At 67.1% G+C, this 17,348-nt stretch carries 17 protein-coding genes, 1 pseudogene and 1 riboswitch; of the genes and pseudogenes, 10 read left to right on the top strand and 8 right to left on the bottom strand.

Features of this window, described 5'->3' with window-relative positions; genetic code table 11:
• Positions 1–33: 33 nt before the first annotated feature.
• Positions 34–609 carry a dCTP deaminase gene (gene dcd / locus QFZ57_RS06410; protein WP_018769967.1) on the top strand — a complete coding sequence of 192 codons (576 nt, stop codon included), beginning with the start codon at positions 34–36 and terminating at the stop codon, positions 607–609.
• 65 nt (positions 610–674) lie between these two features.
• Here the strand turns inward: dcd and QFZ57_RS06415 are convergent, their stop codons facing one another.
• The 3 genes from QFZ57_RS06415 to QFZ57_RS06425 form a co-directional block, all read right to left on the bottom strand.
• Complete coding sequence (locus QFZ57_RS06415) at positions 675–1,856, bottom strand: cation:proton antiporter (protein ID WP_306898885.1); 1,182 nt, start codon at positions 1,854–1,856, stop codon at positions 675–677.
• Positions 1,857–1,861: 5 nt separating this feature from the next.
• Complete coding sequence (locus tag QFZ57_RS06420) at positions 1,862–2,344, bottom strand: cation:proton antiporter regulatory subunit (protein ID WP_018769969.1); 483 nt, start codon at positions 2,342–2,344, stop codon at positions 1,862–1,864.
• A 64-nt stretch (positions 2,345–2,408) separates the two neighbouring features.
• The gene (locus tag QFZ57_RS06425) at positions 2,409–3,812 is read right to left on the bottom strand and encodes an MFS transporter (RefSeq protein WP_306898888.1); all 1,404 of its coding nucleotides are present in this window, start codon (positions 3,810–3,812) and stop codon (positions 2,409–2,411) included.
• Between the two features lie 194 nt (positions 3,813–4,006).
• Here QFZ57_RS06425 and QFZ57_RS06430 point away from each other — a divergent pair, with 194 nt between their 5' ends.
• Genes QFZ57_RS06430 through mnhG form a run of 6 tightly spaced genes read left to right on the top strand, consistent with a single transcriptional unit; the run spans position 4,007 to position 10,522 of the window.
• Positions 4,007–7,087, top strand: coding sequence for a Na+/H+ antiporter subunit A (locus tag QFZ57_RS06430; RefSeq protein ID WP_306898889.1), 3,081 nt, complete (start codon positions 4,007–4,009; stop codon positions 7,085–7,087).
• On the top strand, positions 7,084–7,710 hold the full coding sequence (locus tag QFZ57_RS06435; protein ID WP_306629623.1) for a Na(+)/H(+) antiporter subunit C: 627 nt from the start codon (positions 7,084–7,086) through the stop codon (positions 7,708–7,710). The genes QFZ57_RS06430 and QFZ57_RS06435 overlap by 4 nt, the downstream gene beginning before the upstream one ends.
• Positions 7,707–9,311 (top strand): Na+/H+ antiporter subunit D, encoded by a 1,605-nt coding sequence (locus QFZ57_RS06440; protein ID WP_306898892.1) that lies wholly within the window; start codon positions 7,707–7,709, stop codon positions 9,309–9,311. The genes QFZ57_RS06435 and QFZ57_RS06440 overlap by 4 nt, the downstream gene beginning before the upstream one ends.
• Positions 9,308–9,853: a Na+/H+ antiporter subunit E gene (locus tag QFZ57_RS06445; RefSeq protein WP_306629625.1), complete on the top strand. Its 546-nt coding sequence runs from the start codon at positions 9,308–9,310 to the stop codon at positions 9,851–9,853. The genes QFZ57_RS06440 and QFZ57_RS06445 overlap by 4 nt, the downstream gene beginning before the upstream one ends.
• Entirely contained in the window at positions 9,853–10,128 is a 276-nt protein-coding gene (locus QFZ57_RS06450) for a monovalent cation/H+ antiporter complex subunit F (protein WP_306901544.1), read from the top strand. The genes QFZ57_RS06445 and QFZ57_RS06450 overlap by 1 nt, the downstream gene beginning before the upstream one ends.
• Positions 10,118–10,522: a monovalent cation/H(+) antiporter subunit G gene (gene mnhG / locus QFZ57_RS06455; protein ID WP_306898893.1), complete on the top strand. Its 405-nt coding sequence runs from the start codon at positions 10,118–10,120 to the stop codon at positions 10,520–10,522. Before QFZ57_RS06450 ends, mnhG begins: the two co-directional genes overlap by 11 nt.
• Before the next feature lie 9 nt (positions 10,523–10,531).
• Here the strand turns inward: mnhG and QFZ57_RS06460 are convergent, their stop codons facing one another.
• From QFZ57_RS06460 to QFZ57_RS06480, 5 genes are all read right to left on the bottom strand, one after another.
• The gene (locus tag QFZ57_RS06460) at positions 10,532–10,795 is read right to left on the bottom strand and encodes a DUF4235 domain-containing protein (RefSeq protein ID WP_306629628.1); all 264 of its coding nucleotides are present in this window, start codon (positions 10,793–10,795) and stop codon (positions 10,532–10,534) included.
• Positions 10,796–10,897: 102 nt separating this feature from the next.
• On the bottom strand, positions 10,898–11,113 hold the full coding sequence (locus tag QFZ57_RS06465; RefSeq protein WP_306898896.1) for a CDGSH iron-sulfur domain-containing protein: 216 nt from the start codon (positions 11,111–11,113) through the stop codon (positions 10,898–10,900).
• A 29-nt stretch (positions 11,114–11,142) separates the two neighbouring features.
• On the bottom strand, positions 11,143–12,231 hold the full coding sequence (locus QFZ57_RS06470) for a glycosyltransferase (RefSeq protein ID WP_306898898.1): 1,089 nt from the start codon (positions 12,229–12,231) through the stop codon (positions 11,143–11,145).
• Positions 12,228–13,283 carry an iron-containing redox enzyme family protein gene (locus tag QFZ57_RS06475; protein ID WP_306898899.1) on the bottom strand — a complete coding sequence of 352 codons (1,056 nt, stop codon included), beginning with the start codon at positions 13,281–13,283 and terminating at the stop codon, positions 12,228–12,230. The genes QFZ57_RS06470 and QFZ57_RS06475 overlap by 4 nt, the downstream gene beginning before the upstream one ends.
• A gap of 169 nt (positions 13,284–13,452) precedes the next feature.
• The gene (locus tag QFZ57_RS06480; RefSeq protein WP_306629632.1) at positions 13,453–13,995 is read right to left on the bottom strand and encodes a heme-degrading domain-containing protein; all 543 of its coding nucleotides are present in this window, start codon (positions 13,993–13,995) and stop codon (positions 13,453–13,455) included.
• Between the two features lie 82 nt (positions 13,996–14,077).
• Positions 14,078–14,218, top strand: a riboswitch (TPP riboswitch).
• A 67-nt stretch (positions 14,219–14,285) separates the two neighbouring features.
• On the opposite strand from QFZ57_RS06480, the pseudogene QFZ57_RS06485 reads away from it, so the two are divergent.
• The 3 genes and pseudogenes from QFZ57_RS06485 to QFZ57_RS06495 all read left to right on the top strand — a co-directional run bounded on the left by QFZ57_RS06485 (position 14,286) and on the right by QFZ57_RS06495 (position 17,257).
• Positions 14,286–14,910, top strand: a pseudogene (locus QFZ57_RS06485) (ECF transporter S component).
• On the top strand, positions 14,910–16,460 hold the full coding sequence (locus QFZ57_RS06490) for an ABC transporter ATP-binding protein (RefSeq protein ID WP_306898901.1): 1,551 nt from the start codon (positions 14,910–14,912) through the stop codon (positions 16,458–16,460). The pseudogene QFZ57_RS06485 and the gene QFZ57_RS06490 overlap by 1 nt, the downstream one beginning before the upstream one ends.
• Positions 16,457–17,257 carry an energy-coupling factor transporter transmembrane component T family protein gene (locus QFZ57_RS06495; RefSeq protein WP_306898903.1) on the top strand — a complete coding sequence of 267 codons (801 nt, stop codon included), beginning with the start codon at positions 16,457–16,459 and terminating at the stop codon, positions 17,255–17,257. Before QFZ57_RS06490 ends, QFZ57_RS06495 begins: the two co-directional genes overlap by 4 nt.
• Positions 17,258–17,348: the final 91 nt, after the last annotated feature.

Consider the following 17,348-nt stretch of genomic DNA (forward strand, 5'->3'; position numbering starts at 1 on the left):
AGCTGTGGATAACCGATACGGTAATTTGGGACGGTGCTGATCTCTGACCGCGACATTCGTGCCGAAATAGACTCCCAGCGGATCGTGCTGGAACCCTTCGATCCCGCGATGGTCCAGCCGTCGTCCGTGGATGTCCGGATCGATAAATTCTTCCGGTTGTTCGACAACCACAAGTACGCGCACATCGATCCCGCGCAGGAGCAGCCAGAGCTGACGCGGCTGGTGGAAGTGGAGCAGGACGAAGCCTTTATCCTGCACCCGGGGGAGTTCGTCCTGGGGTCCACCTACGAAACCGTGACGCTGCCCGATGACATCGCAGCCCGCCTGGAAGGCAAATCATCCCTGGGCCGGCTGGGCCTGCTGACGCACTCCACTGCGGGCTTCATCGATCCCGGCTTTTCCGGCCACGTCACCCTCGAGCTGTCCAACATGGCCACCCTGCCCATTAAGCTGTGGCCGGGGATGAAGATCGGGCAGCTCTGCTTCTTCCGGCTGAGCTCGGCCGCGGAGTACCCGTACGGCCAGGGCGAGTACGGCAACCGGTACCAGGGCCAGCGCGGTCCCACCGCCAGCCGCAGCCACCTGAACTTCCACCGCACCAGCATCTAGCGCAGCTTCATCCAGCCCGGCGGCCCGCTCCGCCTAGACCCTGGTCCGCCCGCACCCGGGTCCGACTAAAGCTGCGGGGCGACCGCTGGCCTCCGAATGAACGGCTTGGCCAGGGGTTCCACGTAACGTGCCGCCAGCGGGCCGGTCACCGCCATCAGCAACACATACGCCGTGGCAAGCGCCGCGAGCTCATGTGTGACTGCTCCTGAAGCAACGGCCAGGCCGGCGATCACTATGGAGAATTCGCCGCGGGCCACGAGTGCGGCGCCGGCACGGAACCGGCCAGGCCTGGCGATCCCGGCGCGTTTGGCGGCCCAGATCCCGGTGGCCATCTTGGTGGCCGTGGTGGCCGCGGCCAGGACCAGGGCCCAGCCAAGGACCGGGGGAATGGATGAGGGGTCGGTGTTGAGCCCGAACGCCACAAAGAAAATTGCGGCAAACAGGTCCCGAAGCGGTTCGAGGATCCGGGTGGCGTTGTGGGCGGTGGCGCCCGAGATGGCAATGCCCAGCATGAAAGCCCCCACCGCGGCTGAAACCTGCATGGCTGAGGCGGCCCCCGCCACCAGCAGGGCGGCCCCGAGGACGTTGAGCAGGAAGACCTCAGAGTTCTCGCTGTGCACGGCCTTGGAGACATGGTGCCCGTGCCGCAGCGCCACCATCAGCACTATGCTCACCACGGCCAGGGCGATTCCCACCGTAGTGAGTCCGCCCAGGAAACTCACTCCCGCAAGGGTGGCCGTGAGGATGGGCAGGTAGATGGCCATTGCGAGATCCTCGAACACCAGGATGGAGAGCACCACGGGTGTCTCGCGGTTTCCAAGGCGCCCGAGGTCAGTAATGACCTTGGCAGCAATCCCTGACGAGGAAATGTACGTGACTCCGCCCATGACCATTGCCCCCACGCCGCCCCAGCCCAGGAACAGGGCAAGCGCGGCGCCGGGCAGGAAATTCAGGACAAGGTCCAGGACGCCGGCCTGCCAGGAGCGGCGCAGGCCGGTGAAGAGTTCCGAAGCCGTATATTCCAGTCCGAGCATAAGCAGGAGCAGGATGACCCCGATCTCGCCGGAGAGGTGTGCGAACTCGTGCATACCTTCAAGCTTGACGATGCCGCCGGCACCAAAAGCCAGCCCGCCCAAGAGGTAGAGCGGGATGGGTGACATTCCGATCCGTCCGGCCAGCCTGGCCAACAGCCCCAGGCAGAACACAACGGCCCCCAGTTCAATGAGGGTCAGGGCCAACGGGTCCATAGGGATTAGCCGTGGCGCAGAATATCGGCCGCCGAATCCAGGCCTTCCTGGGTGCCCACCGCCACCAGCAGGTCACCGGGGTGCAGGACGACGTCGGGCCCGGGCGAAGGCAGCACCTCGCCCTCGCGCATGATGGCCACAATCGATACGCCGCACCGGGTGCGGATGCACGCCTTGCCCATGGGCTGGTTCTGGAAGGGGGAATCCGCCGCGATGGAGAACTGGCGGGTGACTATGCCCGGGACGTCCTTGTGCTCCTCCGCGAGCTTCATGGCCAGGTGCGTCCCGCCCAGGAGGTTGCCCAGCGTGGCTGCTTCGTCGCTGGTCAGCGGAATGGAAGCCTGGCAGGTATCGGGATCGTCCCAAGTGGAAACGATGAGTTCCGTCTGGCCTTCCCGCCGCTCCACCACGCCGATGCGGCGTCCGGAGGCGGTCATGAAATCCTTCCGGCGGCCCAGTCCCGGAAGGTTGGTCTCGTCCACGTTCATGACTCCAGCCTAGTCCGCCTGGCAACACCTTGCCGGGGCGTGGAACAGGACCCCGAAGGTATTTTCAGTGGGCAGGGACCACCGCGATGGGTGCTTTCTCCGGCGGCTTCACGGGCAGCAGCACCAGGAGCCCTGCCAAAAGGACCACCATGATGCCCAGGATCCCCCACCGCTGCGCCTCCCCGGCCGGCACGAACGGGGTTGCCAGGGTGATGCACAGCGTGAACAGCGCGGGCGCGAGGAAGCTGACGGCCCGCCCGGTGGTGGCATAAAGGCCGAAGAGCTCGCCGGACTCGCCGTGCGGCGCAAGCCGTGCCAGGTAGGCGCGGGACGAGGACTGGGCGGGTCCGACGAACAGGCAGAGGAAGAGCCCGAACACCCAGAACGTGGTGCTGCCGGCCCATTGCATGCCGAAGAAGGAATAGTTGCCGTTGCCCAGGACCAGGATCGCGGTCCCGGCAACCAGGAGCCCCGCCAGGGAGCCGGTGATGACGGCTTTCGGGCCCACCTTGTCGTCGAGGAATCCGCCGATGACGGCACCGATGGCCGCCACCACGTTCCCGAAGATGGCGAAGAAGATGACCTGGGGCAGGGCAAAGCCGAAGGTGCCGGCAGCGATGATGCCGCCAAAAGTGAAAACGGCGGCGAGGCCGTCACGGAAGACGGCGCTGGCCAGCAGGAAGTAGATGGTGTGCGGGCTGGTGGCGTAGATCGCCTTGATCCGCCGGAACAGCAGCCCGTAGCTGGCAAGGAATCCCAGGCGGCTTGCCTGGGCCGGGCGGGGCAGCTCAGGGACGGCAAACAGGACGGGGAGGGCGAAGACGAAGAACCACAGTGCCGAGAAGACGGCCACCAGCCGGATGTTGAGGCCGTCCTGGGTCGAGGCGCCGAACCAGTCAAAGGCCGGCTGGACGAACAACTGCAGGACGACCAGTAGCGCCACGATGCCGCCAAGGTAGCCTGCGGCCCAGCCGAAGCCGCTGACCTTTCCAATGTTTTGCGGCGTGGAGACCTGGGCCAGCATGGCGTTGTAATTAACGCCGGCGAATTCAAAGAACACATTGCCCAGCGCGATCAGCGATACTCCGAGGATCAGGAATTCCGGGCGCGGGAACACAAAGAAGCACAGGCCCGTGAGGATGGCGACGGCGGCGGAGTTCACTCCCAGCCACAATTTGCGCCGGCCGCCAGCGTCCGAGCGCTGCCCGGTGACGGGTGCCAGCAGCGCGATGGCGAACCCTCCAACGGCCAGTGCGGCACCCAGGACAGCCGAGGCATTGTCCTCGCCGCCGAAAACGCTGGACGTCAGGTAGACGGTGAAGACGAAGGTGGTCATCACCGCATTGAAGGCCGCCGAGCCCCAGTCCCAGGAAGCCCAGGCCAGCACGCGGCCTCTGCTGGATGACCGGGGTCCGCTTTCGAGTTCCGAGGCAGGCTGCATTGCTCCCGGAGCACTGGCGCTGTTCATACGATGCATCGTATCCGCCGGTGGCGAACACCCGGGGACCGTGGGCCCTTGTTGCCGGGGATTCCGCCCGGAACGGCGGACGGGAACGGGCAGCCCACCCGACGGGCCTTGATAAACTGAACCCTCCCGGACCTAACTTTTTGCCGCCTGCTCCAACTTTTGACAATCGAATTCCTGACGTTGCGGAGAATACAGTGATCACAGTCCTTGCCGTGCATTTTTCGGTGGCTGTCCTCGCGCCCTTCCTCTTCAGGCTGTGGGGCCGCAACGCCTTTTACGCGCTGGCTGCTGTTCCGGCTGTTTCCTTCGGCTGGCTGATGTTCCAGCACGGCCCAATCTATTCAGGATCCGGGGCAGTCACAGAGGTCTTCGACTGGATCCCCAGCCTCCATCTGGAATTCGCCTTCCGCATGGACCCACTGGTCTGGGTGATGTCGCTGCTGGTGCTCGGCGTCGGCTCCCTGGTGCTGGTCTACTGCGCGCGGTACTTCAAGAGGAAAGACCAGGACCTCGGTGCGTTCGGCGCCCAGCTGCTGGCCTTTGCCGGTGCGATGTTCGGCCTGGTCACGGCGGATGACCTGCTGCTGCTGTTCATTTTCTGGGAACTGACCACCATCCTGTCCTACCTGCTGATCGGCTTCGCCCGGACCAGGCTTGCCGCCCGCCGGTCCGCCCTCCAGGCACTGATGGTCACCACGGCGGGCGGCCTGGCCATGCTGGTGGGCCTGATCATGCTCGGTCACACTGCGGGCACCTACCGCATCTCCAGCATCCTGGAGCAGGCGGCCGCGCTGGTCTCCGGACCCTCGGGCGCCACGGTGAGCGCCGCCGTCGTGCTCATCCTGGTGGGTGCCATCACCAAGTCCGCGCTGGTCCCGTTCCACTTCTGGCTTCCGGGTGCCATGGCCGCGCCCACCCCCGTCAGCGCCTACCTGCATGCTGCGGCGATGGTGAAGGCAGGCATCTACCTGGTTGCGCGGCTTGCACCGGGATTTTCGGAGACGGCTTTCTGGCAGCCCGTGGTCCTGGGGCTGGGCCTGGCCACCATGCTGGTGGGCGGCTACCGGGCACTGCGGCAGACCGACATCAAGCTGATCCTCGCCTACGGCACCGTCAGCCAGCTGGGCTTCCTCACCATGGTGGTGGGCCTGGGAACGCCCGACGCCGCGCTGGCGGGCCTTGCCATGCTGCTGGCCCACGGCCTGTTCAAGGCAACGCTCTTCCTGGTGGTGGGCATCATCGACCACCAGTCCGGGACCCGCGACGTGCGGAAGCTGTCCGGTGTCTTCCGCTCCGCCCGTGCGCTTGGGATCGTGGCCGGCATCGGTGCCGCGTCCATGGCAGGCGTCCCGCTGCTGGCCGGGTTCGTGGCCAAGGAATCCGTGCTGGAGGCGTTCGTGCACCACGCTGCAGACCCGCACTCCGGCCCATGGGGCATGGTGGTGCTGGTTGGGCTGGTGGTGGGGTCGGTCCTCACCTTCGCCTACAGCGCCCGCTTCATGTGGGGTGCATTCGCGGCCAAGCCCGGCGTGGACCCCACCCCGTTCAAAGCGATCAGGCCTTCCTTCCTTGCCGCCCCTGCACTCCTCAGCGTCCTTACCATCGCCTACGGGCTCTGGCCGGTGCCGGTGGACGCCTGGATCCAGCCGTACGCGGCGCTGTTCGCGTCCACAGCGGCCGACGCCGGCACCCCGGCTGAGCAGGCGGGCCACCTTGCGCTGTGGCACGGGTTCACCCCGGCGCTGGGGCTGACGGCCCTCACCTTTGTGCTGGGCGCGGCCATGTACTTCGGCCGCAACGCGGTGGCCCGCGTCCAGTCCCTGGTCCCGGGCTGGGTGGACGGCGACCGCGCCTACCAGCTGACCATCGGGGCCCTGGACGATACGGCCGTCTGGATCACCGGCCGGACCCAGCGCGGCTCCCTGTATTTCTACCTTGCGGTGATCCTCAGCGTGGCGTTCGTCCTGCCGCTCGTGGCCATCCTCTTGGGCGGCAACGCCCTCCCGCCGGACATCTACCTCGTGGACCCGAACTCCCCGCTGCAGCTCGTGGCAGGAGTGGGCATTGTGATCGGCGCCCTGGCCGCCGTCAAGGCCAACAAGCGCTTCCTCGCCGTGCTGATGGTGTCCGTCACCGGATACGGCATCGCGCTGGTGTTCGCCCTGCAGGGCGCTCCGGACCTGGCCCTGACCCAGATGCTCGTGGAAACCATCATCCTGGTGGCGTTCGTCCTGGCCATGCGCAGCCTGCCGCCCGAGCTGCGGGACCGCACCCGCGGCAAATACCGGGTGCTGCGCGTCATCATCGGGCTGGGGTTCGGCGTGACCATGGTCTTCGCCGCGATTTTCGCCATGGGTGCCCGGACTGCCCTCCCCGTGTCACTGCAGTTTCCACAGCTTGCCTACGAGGGCGGCGGGGGCCTGAACGTTGTCAACGTGACCCTGGTGGACATCCGTGCGTGGGACACGTTCGGTGAGATCAGCGTCCTGGCCCTGGCCGCCACCGGCGTGGCGAGCCTGATCTTCGTCCGTGGCCGCGGCGACCGCCTGCAGAGGTCCGCGTCCGTGGCCGAAGGTACGGTCGGGCGGTACCACGGCGTGGACCCCGGCTCCCGCGACGGCGCGGCACTGGCCATCAGCCGGAAGTTTGCCGCCTCAGCCCGTGATCCCTGGATCGTGGCGGGCCGCACGCTGGCCCCCGAACGCCGCTCCATCATCTTCGAAGTGGTCACCCGGCTGATCTTCCACTCCATGATCATCTTCTCGCTCTACCTGCTCCTGGCCGGCCACAACCTGCCGGGCGGCGGTTTCGCCGGCGGCCTCACCGCCGGGCTGGCTTTGACCATCCGTTACCTGGCAGGCGGGCGCTTCGAACTGCGGGAGGCCGCACCGCTCAGTGCCGGCGCACTGCTGGGCACGGGCCTGGCCCTGGCTGCCATGTCCGGCGCTGTGCCCCTGCTGCTGGGCGGCCAGGTGTTCCAGTCCGCCATCATCCAGATCTGGCTGCCCGTATTCGGGGACATCAAGTTCGTTACCTCCACCCTCTTTGATATCGGCGTCTACATCGTGGTGGTGGGCCTGGTGCTCGACGTGCTGCGCAGCCTCGGGGCCGAAATTGATGAGCACATGGAGGAGCGGTCGGCGGCCAGCACCCAGCAGGACGAGCCGGACGAGGACCGTCCCCAGCAGCCGGAACCGGAAGCCGAACGCGACATGGAGCCGGTGCTGGAGCCGGGCGCCGTCCCTGCCGAAACCACCGCAAAGGGCCACGCATGAGCGTCAACCTGACCCTGCTGATCGTCATGGGCGCCCTGTACGCCTGCGGCATCTACCTGATCCTGGAACGCAGCCTGACCCGGGTGCTGCTGGGGCTGATGCTGCTGGCCAACGCCACCAACCTGTTGATCCTGGCCACCGGGGGATATGCCGGCCTGGCTCCGCTGTTTGCCAAGGACATCCCGGCCCAGGAGTACAACGATCCGCTGCCCCAAGCGCTGATCCTGACCTCGATCGTGATTTCCTTCGCTGTCACGGCGTTCATGCTGGGCATCATCTACCGCACCTGGGTACTGGCACGCCAGGACGACATCCAGGACGACCTGGAAGACCGCCGCGTGGCGGCAACCCCCAGCTTCGACGCGGAGGACGACGCCGAAGTCCCCGCGGAAACATCAGAGTTTCCGCTGACCATGCTTGGCTCCGACGGCCGGGACGTGTCAAACCGGCCGGCTTCCCGCAGGGCCGCGGACCAGGAGACAGGCCAGGAAGCGGAACAGGACACGGACGAGCCCGTGGCAATCGTGGCCGGCGGGCGCGAAATGCCTGCCCATCATGCTGCCGCGGAGGAAACGCCCGGCTCCCTCAACGTTGACCCCAGCCCGGAAGGAGGCGGAAAGTGAACATCGCAAGCTTTGCCCCGCTCGCCGTCGTACTTCCCATCCTGGGCGCTGCCCTGACCTTCCTGCTGATCCGGCACTCCCGGGCCCAGCGTGCGGTGAGCATCAGCCTGCTGTCGCTGACCCTGGCGCTGGAATGCCTCCTGCTCGCATCCGCGTGGAACAGCGGGACTGCCGCGGTGACGATCGGCGGCTGGCTGCCGCCATGGGGCATCGTCATGGTGGTGGACCAGTTCTCCTCCCTGATGCTGGTGGTTTCCTCCGCAGTGAGCCTGGCCGTGCTGGTCTACGCCACGGGCCAGGGCATGGCCGACGGCGACCAGGACGCCCCGGTCTCCATCTTCCACCCCACCTACCTGATCCTGGTGGCCGGGGTGTCCAACGCGTTCCTCTCCGGTGACCTCTTCAACCTCTACGTGGGCTTCGAGATCCTGCTGACGGCCAGCTACGTGCTGATGACCCTGGGCGGAACGGGGCCGCGGATCCGGGCCGGCGTCACCTACGTGGTGGTGTCCGTGGTGTCCTCGGTGCTGTTCCTGATCGCCATCGCCATGGTGTACGGGGCCACCGGAACGGTCAACATGGCGGACCTGGCCATCAAGCTCGGCGAACTGGACCAGGGCACCAAGACCCTGCTGCACGTGATGCTCCTGGTGGCGTTCGGAATCAAGGCGGCAGTCTTTCCCCTGTCCTTCTGGCTTCCCGACTCCTATCCCACGGCGCCGGCACCCGTCACTGCAGTGTTCGCAGGGCTGCTCACCAAGGTGGGCGTATACGCGATGGTCCGGACCGAGACGCTGCTGTTCCCCGGCGACACCCTGAACACGCCGCTGATGGTGGTGGCGCTGCTGACCATGGTGGTGGGCATCCTTGGTGCGCTGGCCCAAAGCGACATCAAGCGTCTGCTCTCATTTACGCTGGTAAGCCACATCGGCTACATGGTCTTCGGACTGGCCATGTCCTCCGCCGCAGGGCTGGCGGCCGCGGTCTTCTACGTGGCACACCACATCACCATCCAGACCAGCCTCTTCCTGGTGACCGGCCTCATTGAACGCCGCGGCGGCAGCTCGTCCGTGGACCGCCTGGGCGGCCTGGCCAAGCTCTCACCCGTGCTGGCCCTGCTGTTCTTCATCCCGGGCATGAACCTCGCCGGCATCCCGCCGTTCTCCGGGTTCCTGGGCAAGGTGGGGCTGCTCCAGGCCGGCGTCCAGCTGGGCACGCCGCTGGCCTACGCGCTGGTGATCGGCGGGGTGGTGACCAGCCTCTTGACGCTGCTGGCCATTGCCAGGGTATGGAACCGTGCGTTCTGGCGCCGCCCCACGGACGCCGAACATCCGGATCCGGTGCTCCTCGCAACCCCTGCGGCGAGGGTGGCCGGGCCCGGGGCCAAGCTCAATACCGTGACGCTCCTGCCGCGCACCATGGTGGGCCCAACGCTGGGCCTGGTGGTGCTCGGTGTTGCCCTCACCGTCTTTGCCGGGCCGCTGTTCGGTCTTTCGGACCGTGCCGCGCAGGACATGCTGGACCGGACGCCGTACATCCAGGCGGTCCTGGGCAGTGGTTTCCCCGTCCCGGCCGCACCACCCGTGGGAGGAGGACGATGAGCCGCAAACGCATTTCCCTGCGCCAGGAGCTCCCGCTCCTGGTCTGGCTGGTCATTGTCTGGGGCGCCCTCTGGCAGGATTTCAGTCCCGGAAACCTGCTGTTCGGTGTCCTGCTGGCAGTGGGCGTGGCACGGCTCTTTTACCTTCCGCCCGTGGAGCTCAGCGGCCGCTTCAACATCCTCTACGCCGTGCCCTTTGCACTTGTCTTCGTGGCCAAAGTGGTGGTGGCCAGCGCACAGGTCCTGTACCTGGCCACGGTCCGCGGCCCCAAGGTGACCAACGCCGTCGTCGCGGTGAGGCTCCGCAGCCACCAGGACCTGATCGTCACCGCCACCGGGCACGTGATCTCCCTGATCCCGGGGTCCCTGGTGGTTGAGGTGGACCGCTCCACGTCCACCTTGTACCTGCACGCGCTCAACATCACCTCCAGGCAGGACGTGGAGGGCCTGCGGAACGAGGTACGGTCCATCGAGGCCGGGCTGATCCGCATCATGGGCAGCCCGGAGGAACTCGAAGCCGTCCGAATGGAGGCCACCACGTGATGCACGTTGTCCTGGCTGTTACAGCCGTCATTTTCTCGCTGGCTGCCGCCGGCGCCATCATCAGGATTGCCAGGGGCCCGTCACTGCTGGACCGGGTGCTCGCGGCCGACGTGCTGCTCGCCATCCTGGCCGGCGCCCTGTGCGTCGATATGGCCGTGAACCGGCACCTGAACAACCTGATGCTGGTGGTGGCCATTTCCATCATCGGTTTCATCGGGTCCGTGACGGTGGCCCGGTTCGTGGCGGACCGGAGGGTGAAGCCCAATGAATCCTGACTTCGCGGGCCCTGACGCCTGGATCGATGCCGTCTCCGCGGTGTTCATGGTGGTGGGGGCGCTCATGTCCCTGGGCGCGGCCATTGGCCTGCTCCGGTTCCCGGACCTGCTGAGCCGGATGCATGCGGCCACGAAGCCCCAGGTTCTGGGGCTGTTCCTCCTGTTGGCAGCGATCGGGCTCCAGATGCGCACCTGGTGGGTGTGGCCGGTACTGGTGGTGGCGTGGATCTTCCAGCTGCTCACAGTGCCCGTGTCCGCGCACATGGTGGGGCGGGCCGGTTACCGCACCAAGCACCTGCACCGGGAGCTGCTGGCCGCGGATGAGCTTGAGGCGGTAGTGCAAAAAGCCGCCGCCGAGGCTGCCCGGAAGGACAACCCCGACGGCGGCGGGTAGCGCCGGAGGTTAGACGATGTCCTGCGTCTTGGCGAAGCGGGTGATGGCGCGCTGGGTGCCGCGGTTGGCCAGGACCTGGATGATGGCGCTGACCGACGCCGAGATCAGCGCGAAGGTCAGGGCCGAACGCAGGCTGGTGGGGACATCCTCGTTCTTGCCGGTGGGCGCTTTCTGCCCAGTGGCCTTCTCCCAGATGGTATTGACCAGCTTGGTGCCGGCCAGGCCTGCGCCGAGGCTCACCCCGGTCCCGAGCAGCTTGATGAAAAGGTTCATTCCTAGTACTCCTTGCGGGCGGAAAACGGACTTCCTCCAGCCTAGCCTCACACCTGCGCTGGTCAGGGCAAGGGCGTGGCCGGTTGGAAGCGGCTTTTTGGACTAACCGGCCGGAGGCTCGGTGCGGAACTTGATCATCTTGTGCGTGCCGTCGCAATACGGCTTGATGGCCGACGCCCCGCAGCGGCACAAGGCAACGGTCTTCCGTTCCCGGGGCACCGCGTCCCCGGACGGGGTGACGATTTCGAACTCGCCCCTGACGATCAGGGGTCCGTCCGGACAGACCACAATGGAGCTTGCGGCGGATTCCTGGTCCACGTGGGCTCCTGTTCCATGCTGTTCGGGGTTCATGTCTGCACCGCATTCACTGTTGTTGCCGGCTTGCTTGGGCTTTGGGGGAGCTTTCCGGAATGGCGCCGCCGGAGCTCCGCCTCGGAGTGCGCCGCGGTCCTGATCCTGCTGCCCGCATAGGGAATGCCGCCCCCCATCCGGAAAGCGAGGGCCAGCCAGGCGCAGACGGCACGCTCAAGTGCCCAGAGCGGCGCCAACCAGGCTGCCGAGGCGGGAAAGACGGCGGTCCCGTTGTGCCGCCGTCGTCCGATTTCCGCACATGCGACGGCCGCGCCGGCAAGGGCCGGCAGAACCGCGCGCCGCATCCTGGCAGGAAGGAAGGCGGCGGCGCAGGTTGCGGGGAGCAGGGCAAGCTCCGCGGCCAGCCGCCGCGGCTGGGCGAAGTCGTCGTACGCCTGCCGCACACGTTGGCGCAGGAAGTGCCGCGCCGTGGGCGGCCGCCGGGCCACGAACAGGTCCGGGAGAATCCGTTCACCTCCGCCGGCGGCTTTGATGGTCCGGACGAGCTCCAGGTTTTCGAACAGGACGCCTTCATAGCCGCCGGTGGCCAGGAGGGCGCTCCGGCGGACTCCGAGCGTGCCCGGCCAGTCGGCGGACCAGGCGCGGTTCAGGAGCGTCCTGGCCGTGTCCCACCGGGCGTGCCACGGGCAGGGCGCAAAGTAGTTTTGCGGCCGCACCACGTCCGCCGATTCCAGGTGATGCACGACGGCGGCGAGGGCCTCGCGCGTGTAGCGGACGTCGTCGTCCGCAATCACAAGGGACTCAGCGCTGGAGGCGCGCACGCCGGCCATGACGCCTGCCACCTTGCCGTTGCCGGCGCACCCAGCCTCCCGGTGGTCCACGGAAGCGTGGGGGTCCGGCCGGATGTGGCGCACCGCTGCGGGAAACGCGGCGCGGTGGTGTTCGAAGAGGCCGGGGCCGGAGCCATCCACCACGGTGACGGGAATCCAGTCCACGAGGTGCCGGAGGTAGCCCGAAAGATCAGCCAGGCCGGAATCGTCAGTCCAGCGCAGGGGCAGGATGTACTCGGCATTGGGTGCCACCCAGGCGCGCGGCCCCTGCCCGGCAGGGGGTGGGACTGTCATGCCGCCGCCGGCACGGCCGCCCGCAGTGATGATTTCCCGGCTTCCCATGAGGACAGCAGGTGGGCGGACAGGCGGTTGTCGATGGCCATGACGGCAGTCGCGCCAAACAGGACGTCCGCGAGGAGTTCCGGTTCGGCTTCGACGAGGCCGCCGGCGAGGTCACGCCCTGCGATCTGCTCGTGGACGGCGTCGGCCTCCACGTGCTCGTCGAAGTAGTGGGTGACGTCCGGGCCGAAACCGTGCCGGCGGAATCCGTTGCCGTAGAACCGGTTGGGCTGGGAGGAGGTCATTTCGTAGATTGCCAGGTGGCCGGTGATGGCACCCCGGAGCCGCCGGTTCAGGCCGCAGAGCGACATGAGGTTTACCGAGGCGAGGGAGACGGCGGGGACGGCATCAACATAGGCCCCGTAGCTGTGGTCCAGGCCCAGGCCGCGCATGGTCCGGGCGAACAGTGCGCTGTGCATCCGCTCGGGCCGGCCGCCGCCGTATTCGTCTGCCTGGATTTCCACCAGGGCCGCTTTCGGCCGTCCGCTGAGGCGGGGGATGGCCCACGTGTGGGGGTCGGCTTCCTTCAGCTGGTACATGGATTTATGGACCAGGAACTCCTTGAGCTGCTCCAGGCTTGCCTTCCTGGCAACGTAGCGGGAGACGCTGGGACCCGTGTCCATGGCGGCGAGGCCGAACAGGACGTCGGCTACTTCGTCGCTGGTCAAGGCAGCACCGGCGGGCAGTTCGAAGTCTCCGGCGGCCTGCTGTGCCGCGGCGCGGAGAGCCGCCTCAAACGGCCCTTCAATCAGCTGCCGGACCCTGATCAACCCCGGCTCCCACTCCCAGTTGTCCGAGACGCCGTCCAAGCCGGAGTAGTGGAGCTCGTAGAGGCAGAAAAGGGCCAGCTGGATGTCTTCATCGCCAATGATGTCGCCGGTTTCAGCCACCTGCCCCGCCACCAGCCGGTACAGCTCCTCAAGGTCCTCCTTGGGGGCGTCCGGGGCCTCTGCAAGAACCGCGAACAGGGCGCTGCTGACGGGACCTCTGGTTTCCGGGACTCTCATGGTGCTCCTTGGTCTGCCGCGCTGGTGACGGGCTCGAACGGGGGACCGCCCATGGTGACTCCCATGCCCTGTCCTCGTCGAAACCCGGGTCACAATATAGTAAGCATGATTACTAATAAAAGCTAAGCAGCCTTCCATGGGCGCATGGCTGTGCCGGTCCCTTCAGCTCCTAATCCGCCAGCGCCGGCCCAAGAATGTCACGCAGCGCCTCCACCACCAGGTCATGGTCCTGCAGTTGCGGCAACCCGGAGACGGTGACCGTTGCCACCGCGCCCACCCCGGCTACATAGACCGGAAACGCGCCGCCGTGTGCCGCATACCGTGATTGGTCAAACCAGGCGTTGTCCTCAATCCGGCCACCGCCCAGCCTGCCCCGCAGTCCCACCAGGAGGGACGGCACCTCGTACCGGGCGGCCGTGCGCTGCTTGGCCCGGATCCAGTGTTCGTTGTCCGGGGTAGCGCCCGGCAGCGCCACATGGAACAGCACCTGCTCACCCTTCGTGATATCGATGGCGATGGGAAGGGACCGCTCCTTGCCCAGTTCCACCAGGAGCAGGCCGAGGTTCAGGGAGTCATCCAGGCTGAAGCCGGGAAACTGGAGCTCCCGGACTTCGGCTTCGACACGGGCGATCAGCGCCTCCACGGACCCCTCCGGCTGGGCGTCGGGGGAATCAGGATCGAACTCGGTCACATGCGGGGGATTGGCAGTCATGGGCCACAATCTACCCCGCCAGGTGTAAACTTGAGCACGCCCAAAGCGGGCGAAAAAAGCCTTACCCAAACCAAAAGCAACACTTAAACGACAGGGGAGCGCCGCCGTCGGACATCCTGGCAAGAGCCGGGCACCGCAGGTGGGCGCTGAGAGTGCGGACAGCCGCAGACCCTCGAACCTGATCCGGTTAGTACCGGCGCAAGGGAGTCGAGTTCTCAAAGTGTCGCGGCTGCACGGCAAACACCGTCAGCCGGGATCCACTTTCCCCTCCTGTTTCCCAGGAGGATTACATGAGCACTGCATCAATCAAGAAGACCACCAGTAAGTCCTGGCGCGTCGTGGACATTGTGGTCGCCGCGCTGGTGGCCATCGCCGGCGGCGTCATTTTCTGGGCCTGGTCCCAGGGCGCGGCCGCAGTATCCGTGCCGATGAACCGCGGCCTACCCGCCCTTGACCGGCCTGATCGCCGGCGGCTGGATGATCCCCGGCGTCCTGGGAATGCTTATCATCCGCAAGCCCGGAGCTGCACTGTTCTGCGAAACGGTCGCGGCCACCGGCGAGCTCCTGATGGGTTCCCAGTACGGCGCGTCCGTCCTGTTCTCGGGCTTCGTCCAGGGGCTGGGCGCAGAAATCATCTTCGCGATCTTTGTCTACCGCAAGTTCAACCTGCCCGTGTCCCTGCTGGCCGGTGTGGCGTCGGGCCTGTTCTGCGGCCTGAACGACTCCTTTGCGCCCTGGGGCTGGAACATCGCCTACTCCGGCGGAGACAAGCTCGCCTACATTGTCTTCTGCATGATCTCCGGAGCCATCATCGCCGGCGCCCTGTCGTGGGTTGCCACCCGCGGCCTGGCACGTACCGGCGTGCTGAGCTCCTTCGCGTCCCGCAAGGCTGCCGCGGAGCCAGTCTTCTCCTGATGGCACCCGCCCAGGACGCCGCGGCCACGGTCCGGCCCGCCGCTGTCACCGCCCGTGGCTGGGGTTGGCGGCACGCCGGCAGGACCAAGCCTGCCGTCCGTGCCCTTGACCTGGATATCAGGCCCGGGGAGCGGGTGCTCCTGCTCGGCCCTTCGGGTGCCGGGAAGTCGACGCTCCTGCATGCGCTCGCCGGGGTGCTGGGAGATATCAACGACGACGGCGGCGAGGCGGGGGACGCCGACGAGTCGGGGTCGCTGCTGGTTGACGGCGCCGTGCCCCGCGCCCAGCGCGGGCGCGCCGGACTTATGCAGCAGGACCCCGAGACCCAGGTGGTCCTGTCGCGGGTAGGGGACGACGTCGCCTTCGGCGCCGAAAACCTCGCGGTGCCCCGCGACGCCATCTGGGCTCGCGTGCACGAGGCGCTCGCCGACGTCGGCCTGTCCCACCTCCCGCTGGACCACCCGACGTCGGCCCTGTCCGGCGGGCAAAAGCAGCGCCTGGCGCTGGCAGGCATCCTGGCCATGCGCCCGGGACTGATCCTGCTGGACGAGCCAACCGCCAACCTGGACCCGGACGGGGTGCTGGAGGTCCGCGACGCCGTGGCGCGCTGCCTGGACAAGACCGGGGCCACGCTGGTGGTGGTTGAGCACCGGGTGTCCGTGTGGAAGGACCTGGTGGACCGGATCGTGGTCCTGCAGCCGGGCTCCGACACCGATCCGGCCGTGCTCCTGGACGGGCCGCCGGACCGCGTGCTCACGGAAGCGCGGACAATGCTCGCCGCGGTGGGTGTCTGGGTCCCCGGCTACGTGCCCGCCACCCGACACCGGGCTGCAGTCCCCGCCCCCGGCGCGGGAAACCTCCTGTTGGCCGCGGAACAACTTGCTGTTTCCCGGGAACGTCCGCGCCGCCAAGGCTTCCGGAAGATCCTGCCCGTCCCCGTCCAGGAAGGCCTGTCCGCGCAGGTCCGCGCCGGCCAGGCCCTCGCCATTACAGGCCCCAACGGTGCGGGTAAATCCACTTTCGCCCTGACGCTGGCCGGGCTGCTGGAACCTGTGTCCGGAAAGGTGTCCGCCACCCTGGACCTCAGCCGCGGCGCCGGCATTGACCCTTACAGGTGGAAAGCGGAGCAGCTGATCTCGCGTGTGGGGACGGTGTTCCAGGAGCCGGAGCATCAGTTCGTTACCGGCAAGGTGCTTGATGAACTGCTGTTCGGCCCCCGGCACCTGGGCCACGGCGAGGACCGGGTTGATGAACTGTTGGAGCGGCTGCGGCTCACCCAGCTGGTGGATGCCAACCCCTACACGCTTTCCGGTGGCGAGAAGCGGCGGCTGTCCGTGGCCACCGTCCTGGCCGCCAGCCCGCAGGTCCTGGTCCTGGATGAGCCCACGTTCGGGCAGGACGCCAATACCTGGGCCGAGCTGGCCTCATTCCTGTCCGAGCTCCTGGATGCCGGCACCGCAGTGGTTTCGGTGACCCATGATGCCGAATTCACGGAGGCCCTGGGTGGGGCTGAGCTGCGGATGGCCGTGGCGGAACCGGTGGCGCCATGAGGCAGGAACTGACACTGCTCGGCAACCGCGCCCTCCTGGCCCGTGCCAATCCGCTGAGCAAGTTCGCGGCCGTCCTCCTCATCACGGCGGTCCTGGCGTTGTCCATCGACTGGGTGTCGGCGTCGGTGGCCCTGGTTTTTGAGCTTCTGCTGTTTCCCCTGGCCGGCCTCACCTTGTCCCTGCTGTGGCAGCGCGGCTGGCCGCTGATCCTTGCCGCCGCCGTGGGAGGCTGGAGCACCTCCATCCTGGCCCCGGACAGTGGAAGGATCCTGCTCGACGCCGGCATCTGGACCATGAGCGAAGGTTCCCTCCAGCTGGGCATCGGCTTCATGCTGCGGGGCTTTGCCATCGCCCTTCCGGCGGTGCTCCTGATGAGCTGCACCGATCCCACCGATCTTGCGGACGCGCTGGCCCAGAAAGCCCGGCTGCCGCACCGGTTCGTCCTGGGAACCCTGGCCGCGATGCGGCTGGTGGGCCTCATGGCCGAGGAGTGGCAGACCATCGGCATGGCGCGGCGGGCCCGCGGCGTGGGCTCGCGCGGTAGCCTGGCACAGCGGGTCAAGGCGACGCTGGGGCAGAGCTTCGGGCTTTTGGTGCAGGCCATTCGCCGGGCGTCCCGGCTTGCCGTCACCATGGAAGCCAGGGGTTTCGGCGGCGGCCAACGGACGTGGGCCCGCGAATCCAGGTTCAGCCTGCTTGATGTATGGGTGGTGGCGGGCGGGGTCCTGGTGGCCGGGCTTGCCCTTTATACAGCCGTGACCGCCGGTACGTGGAACATGGTGTGGCTTGGCAGTTGACCCTCTTCCAAGGCCTGTATGTGTTTTCTATCGCATGTAGCGGGTAAAGCCTTTCCTGATACGCCCTGAACCTGCGCGGCGGCGAAGCGCT

This window comes from Arthrobacter sp. B1I2, from assembly GCF_030816485.1.
In the GTDB taxonomy this organism is placed as follows: domain Bacteria; phylum Actinomycetota; class Actinomycetes; order Actinomycetales; family Micrococcaceae; genus Arthrobacter.

Bases quoted from the DNA above. Each gene is read 5' to 3' on its own strand.
- QFZ57_RS06435 (WP_306629623.1), top strand. From the start codon at position 7,084: ATGAGCGTCAACCTGACCCTGCTGATCGTCATGGGCGCCCTGTACGCC.
- QFZ57_RS06470 (WP_306898898.1), bottom strand. From the start codon at position 12,231: ATGACAGTCCCACCCCCTGCCGGGCAGGGGCCGCGCGCCTGGGTGGCA.
- QFZ57_RS06445 (WP_306629625.1), top strand. From the start codon at position 9,308: ATGAGCCGCAAACGCATTTCCCTGCGCCAGGAGCTCCCGCTCCTGGTC.
- QFZ57_RS06480 (WP_306629632.1), bottom strand. From the start codon at position 13,995: ATGACTGCCAATCCCCCGCATGTGACCGAGTTCGATCCTGATTCCCCC.
- QFZ57_RS06450 (WP_306901544.1), top strand. From the start codon at position 9,853: ATGCACGTTGTCCTGGCTGTTACAGCCGTCATTTTCTCGCTGGCTGCC.
- QFZ57_RS06495 (WP_306898903.1), top strand. From the start codon at position 16,457: ATGAGGCAGGAACTGACACTGCTCGGCAACCGCGCCCTCCTGGCCCGT.
- QFZ57_RS06420 (WP_018769969.1), bottom strand. From the start codon at position 2,344: ATGAACGTGGACGAGACCAACCTTCCGGGACTGGGCCGCCGGAAGGAT.
- QFZ57_RS06425 (WP_306898888.1), bottom strand. From the start codon at position 3,812: ATGAACAGCGCCAGTGCTCCGGGAGCAATGCAGCCTGCCTCGGAACTC.
- mnhG (WP_306898893.1), top strand. From the start codon at position 10,118: ATGAATCCTGACTTCGCGGGCCCTGACGCCTGGATCGATGCCGTCTCC.
- QFZ57_RS06490 (WP_306898901.1), top strand. From the start codon at position 14,910: ATGGCACCCGCCCAGGACGCCGCGGCCACGGTCCGGCCCGCCGCTGTC.
- QFZ57_RS06460 (WP_306629628.1), bottom strand. From the start codon at position 10,795: ATGAACCTTTTCATCAAGCTGCTCGGGACCGGGGTGAGCCTCGGCGCA.
- QFZ57_RS06475 (WP_306898899.1), bottom strand. From the start codon at position 13,283: ATGAGAGTCCCGGAAACCAGAGGTCCCGTCAGCAGCGCCCTGTTCGCG.
- QFZ57_RS06415 (WP_306898885.1), bottom strand. From the start codon at position 1,856: ATGGACCCGTTGGCCCTGACCCTCATTGAACTGGGGGCCGTTGTGTTC.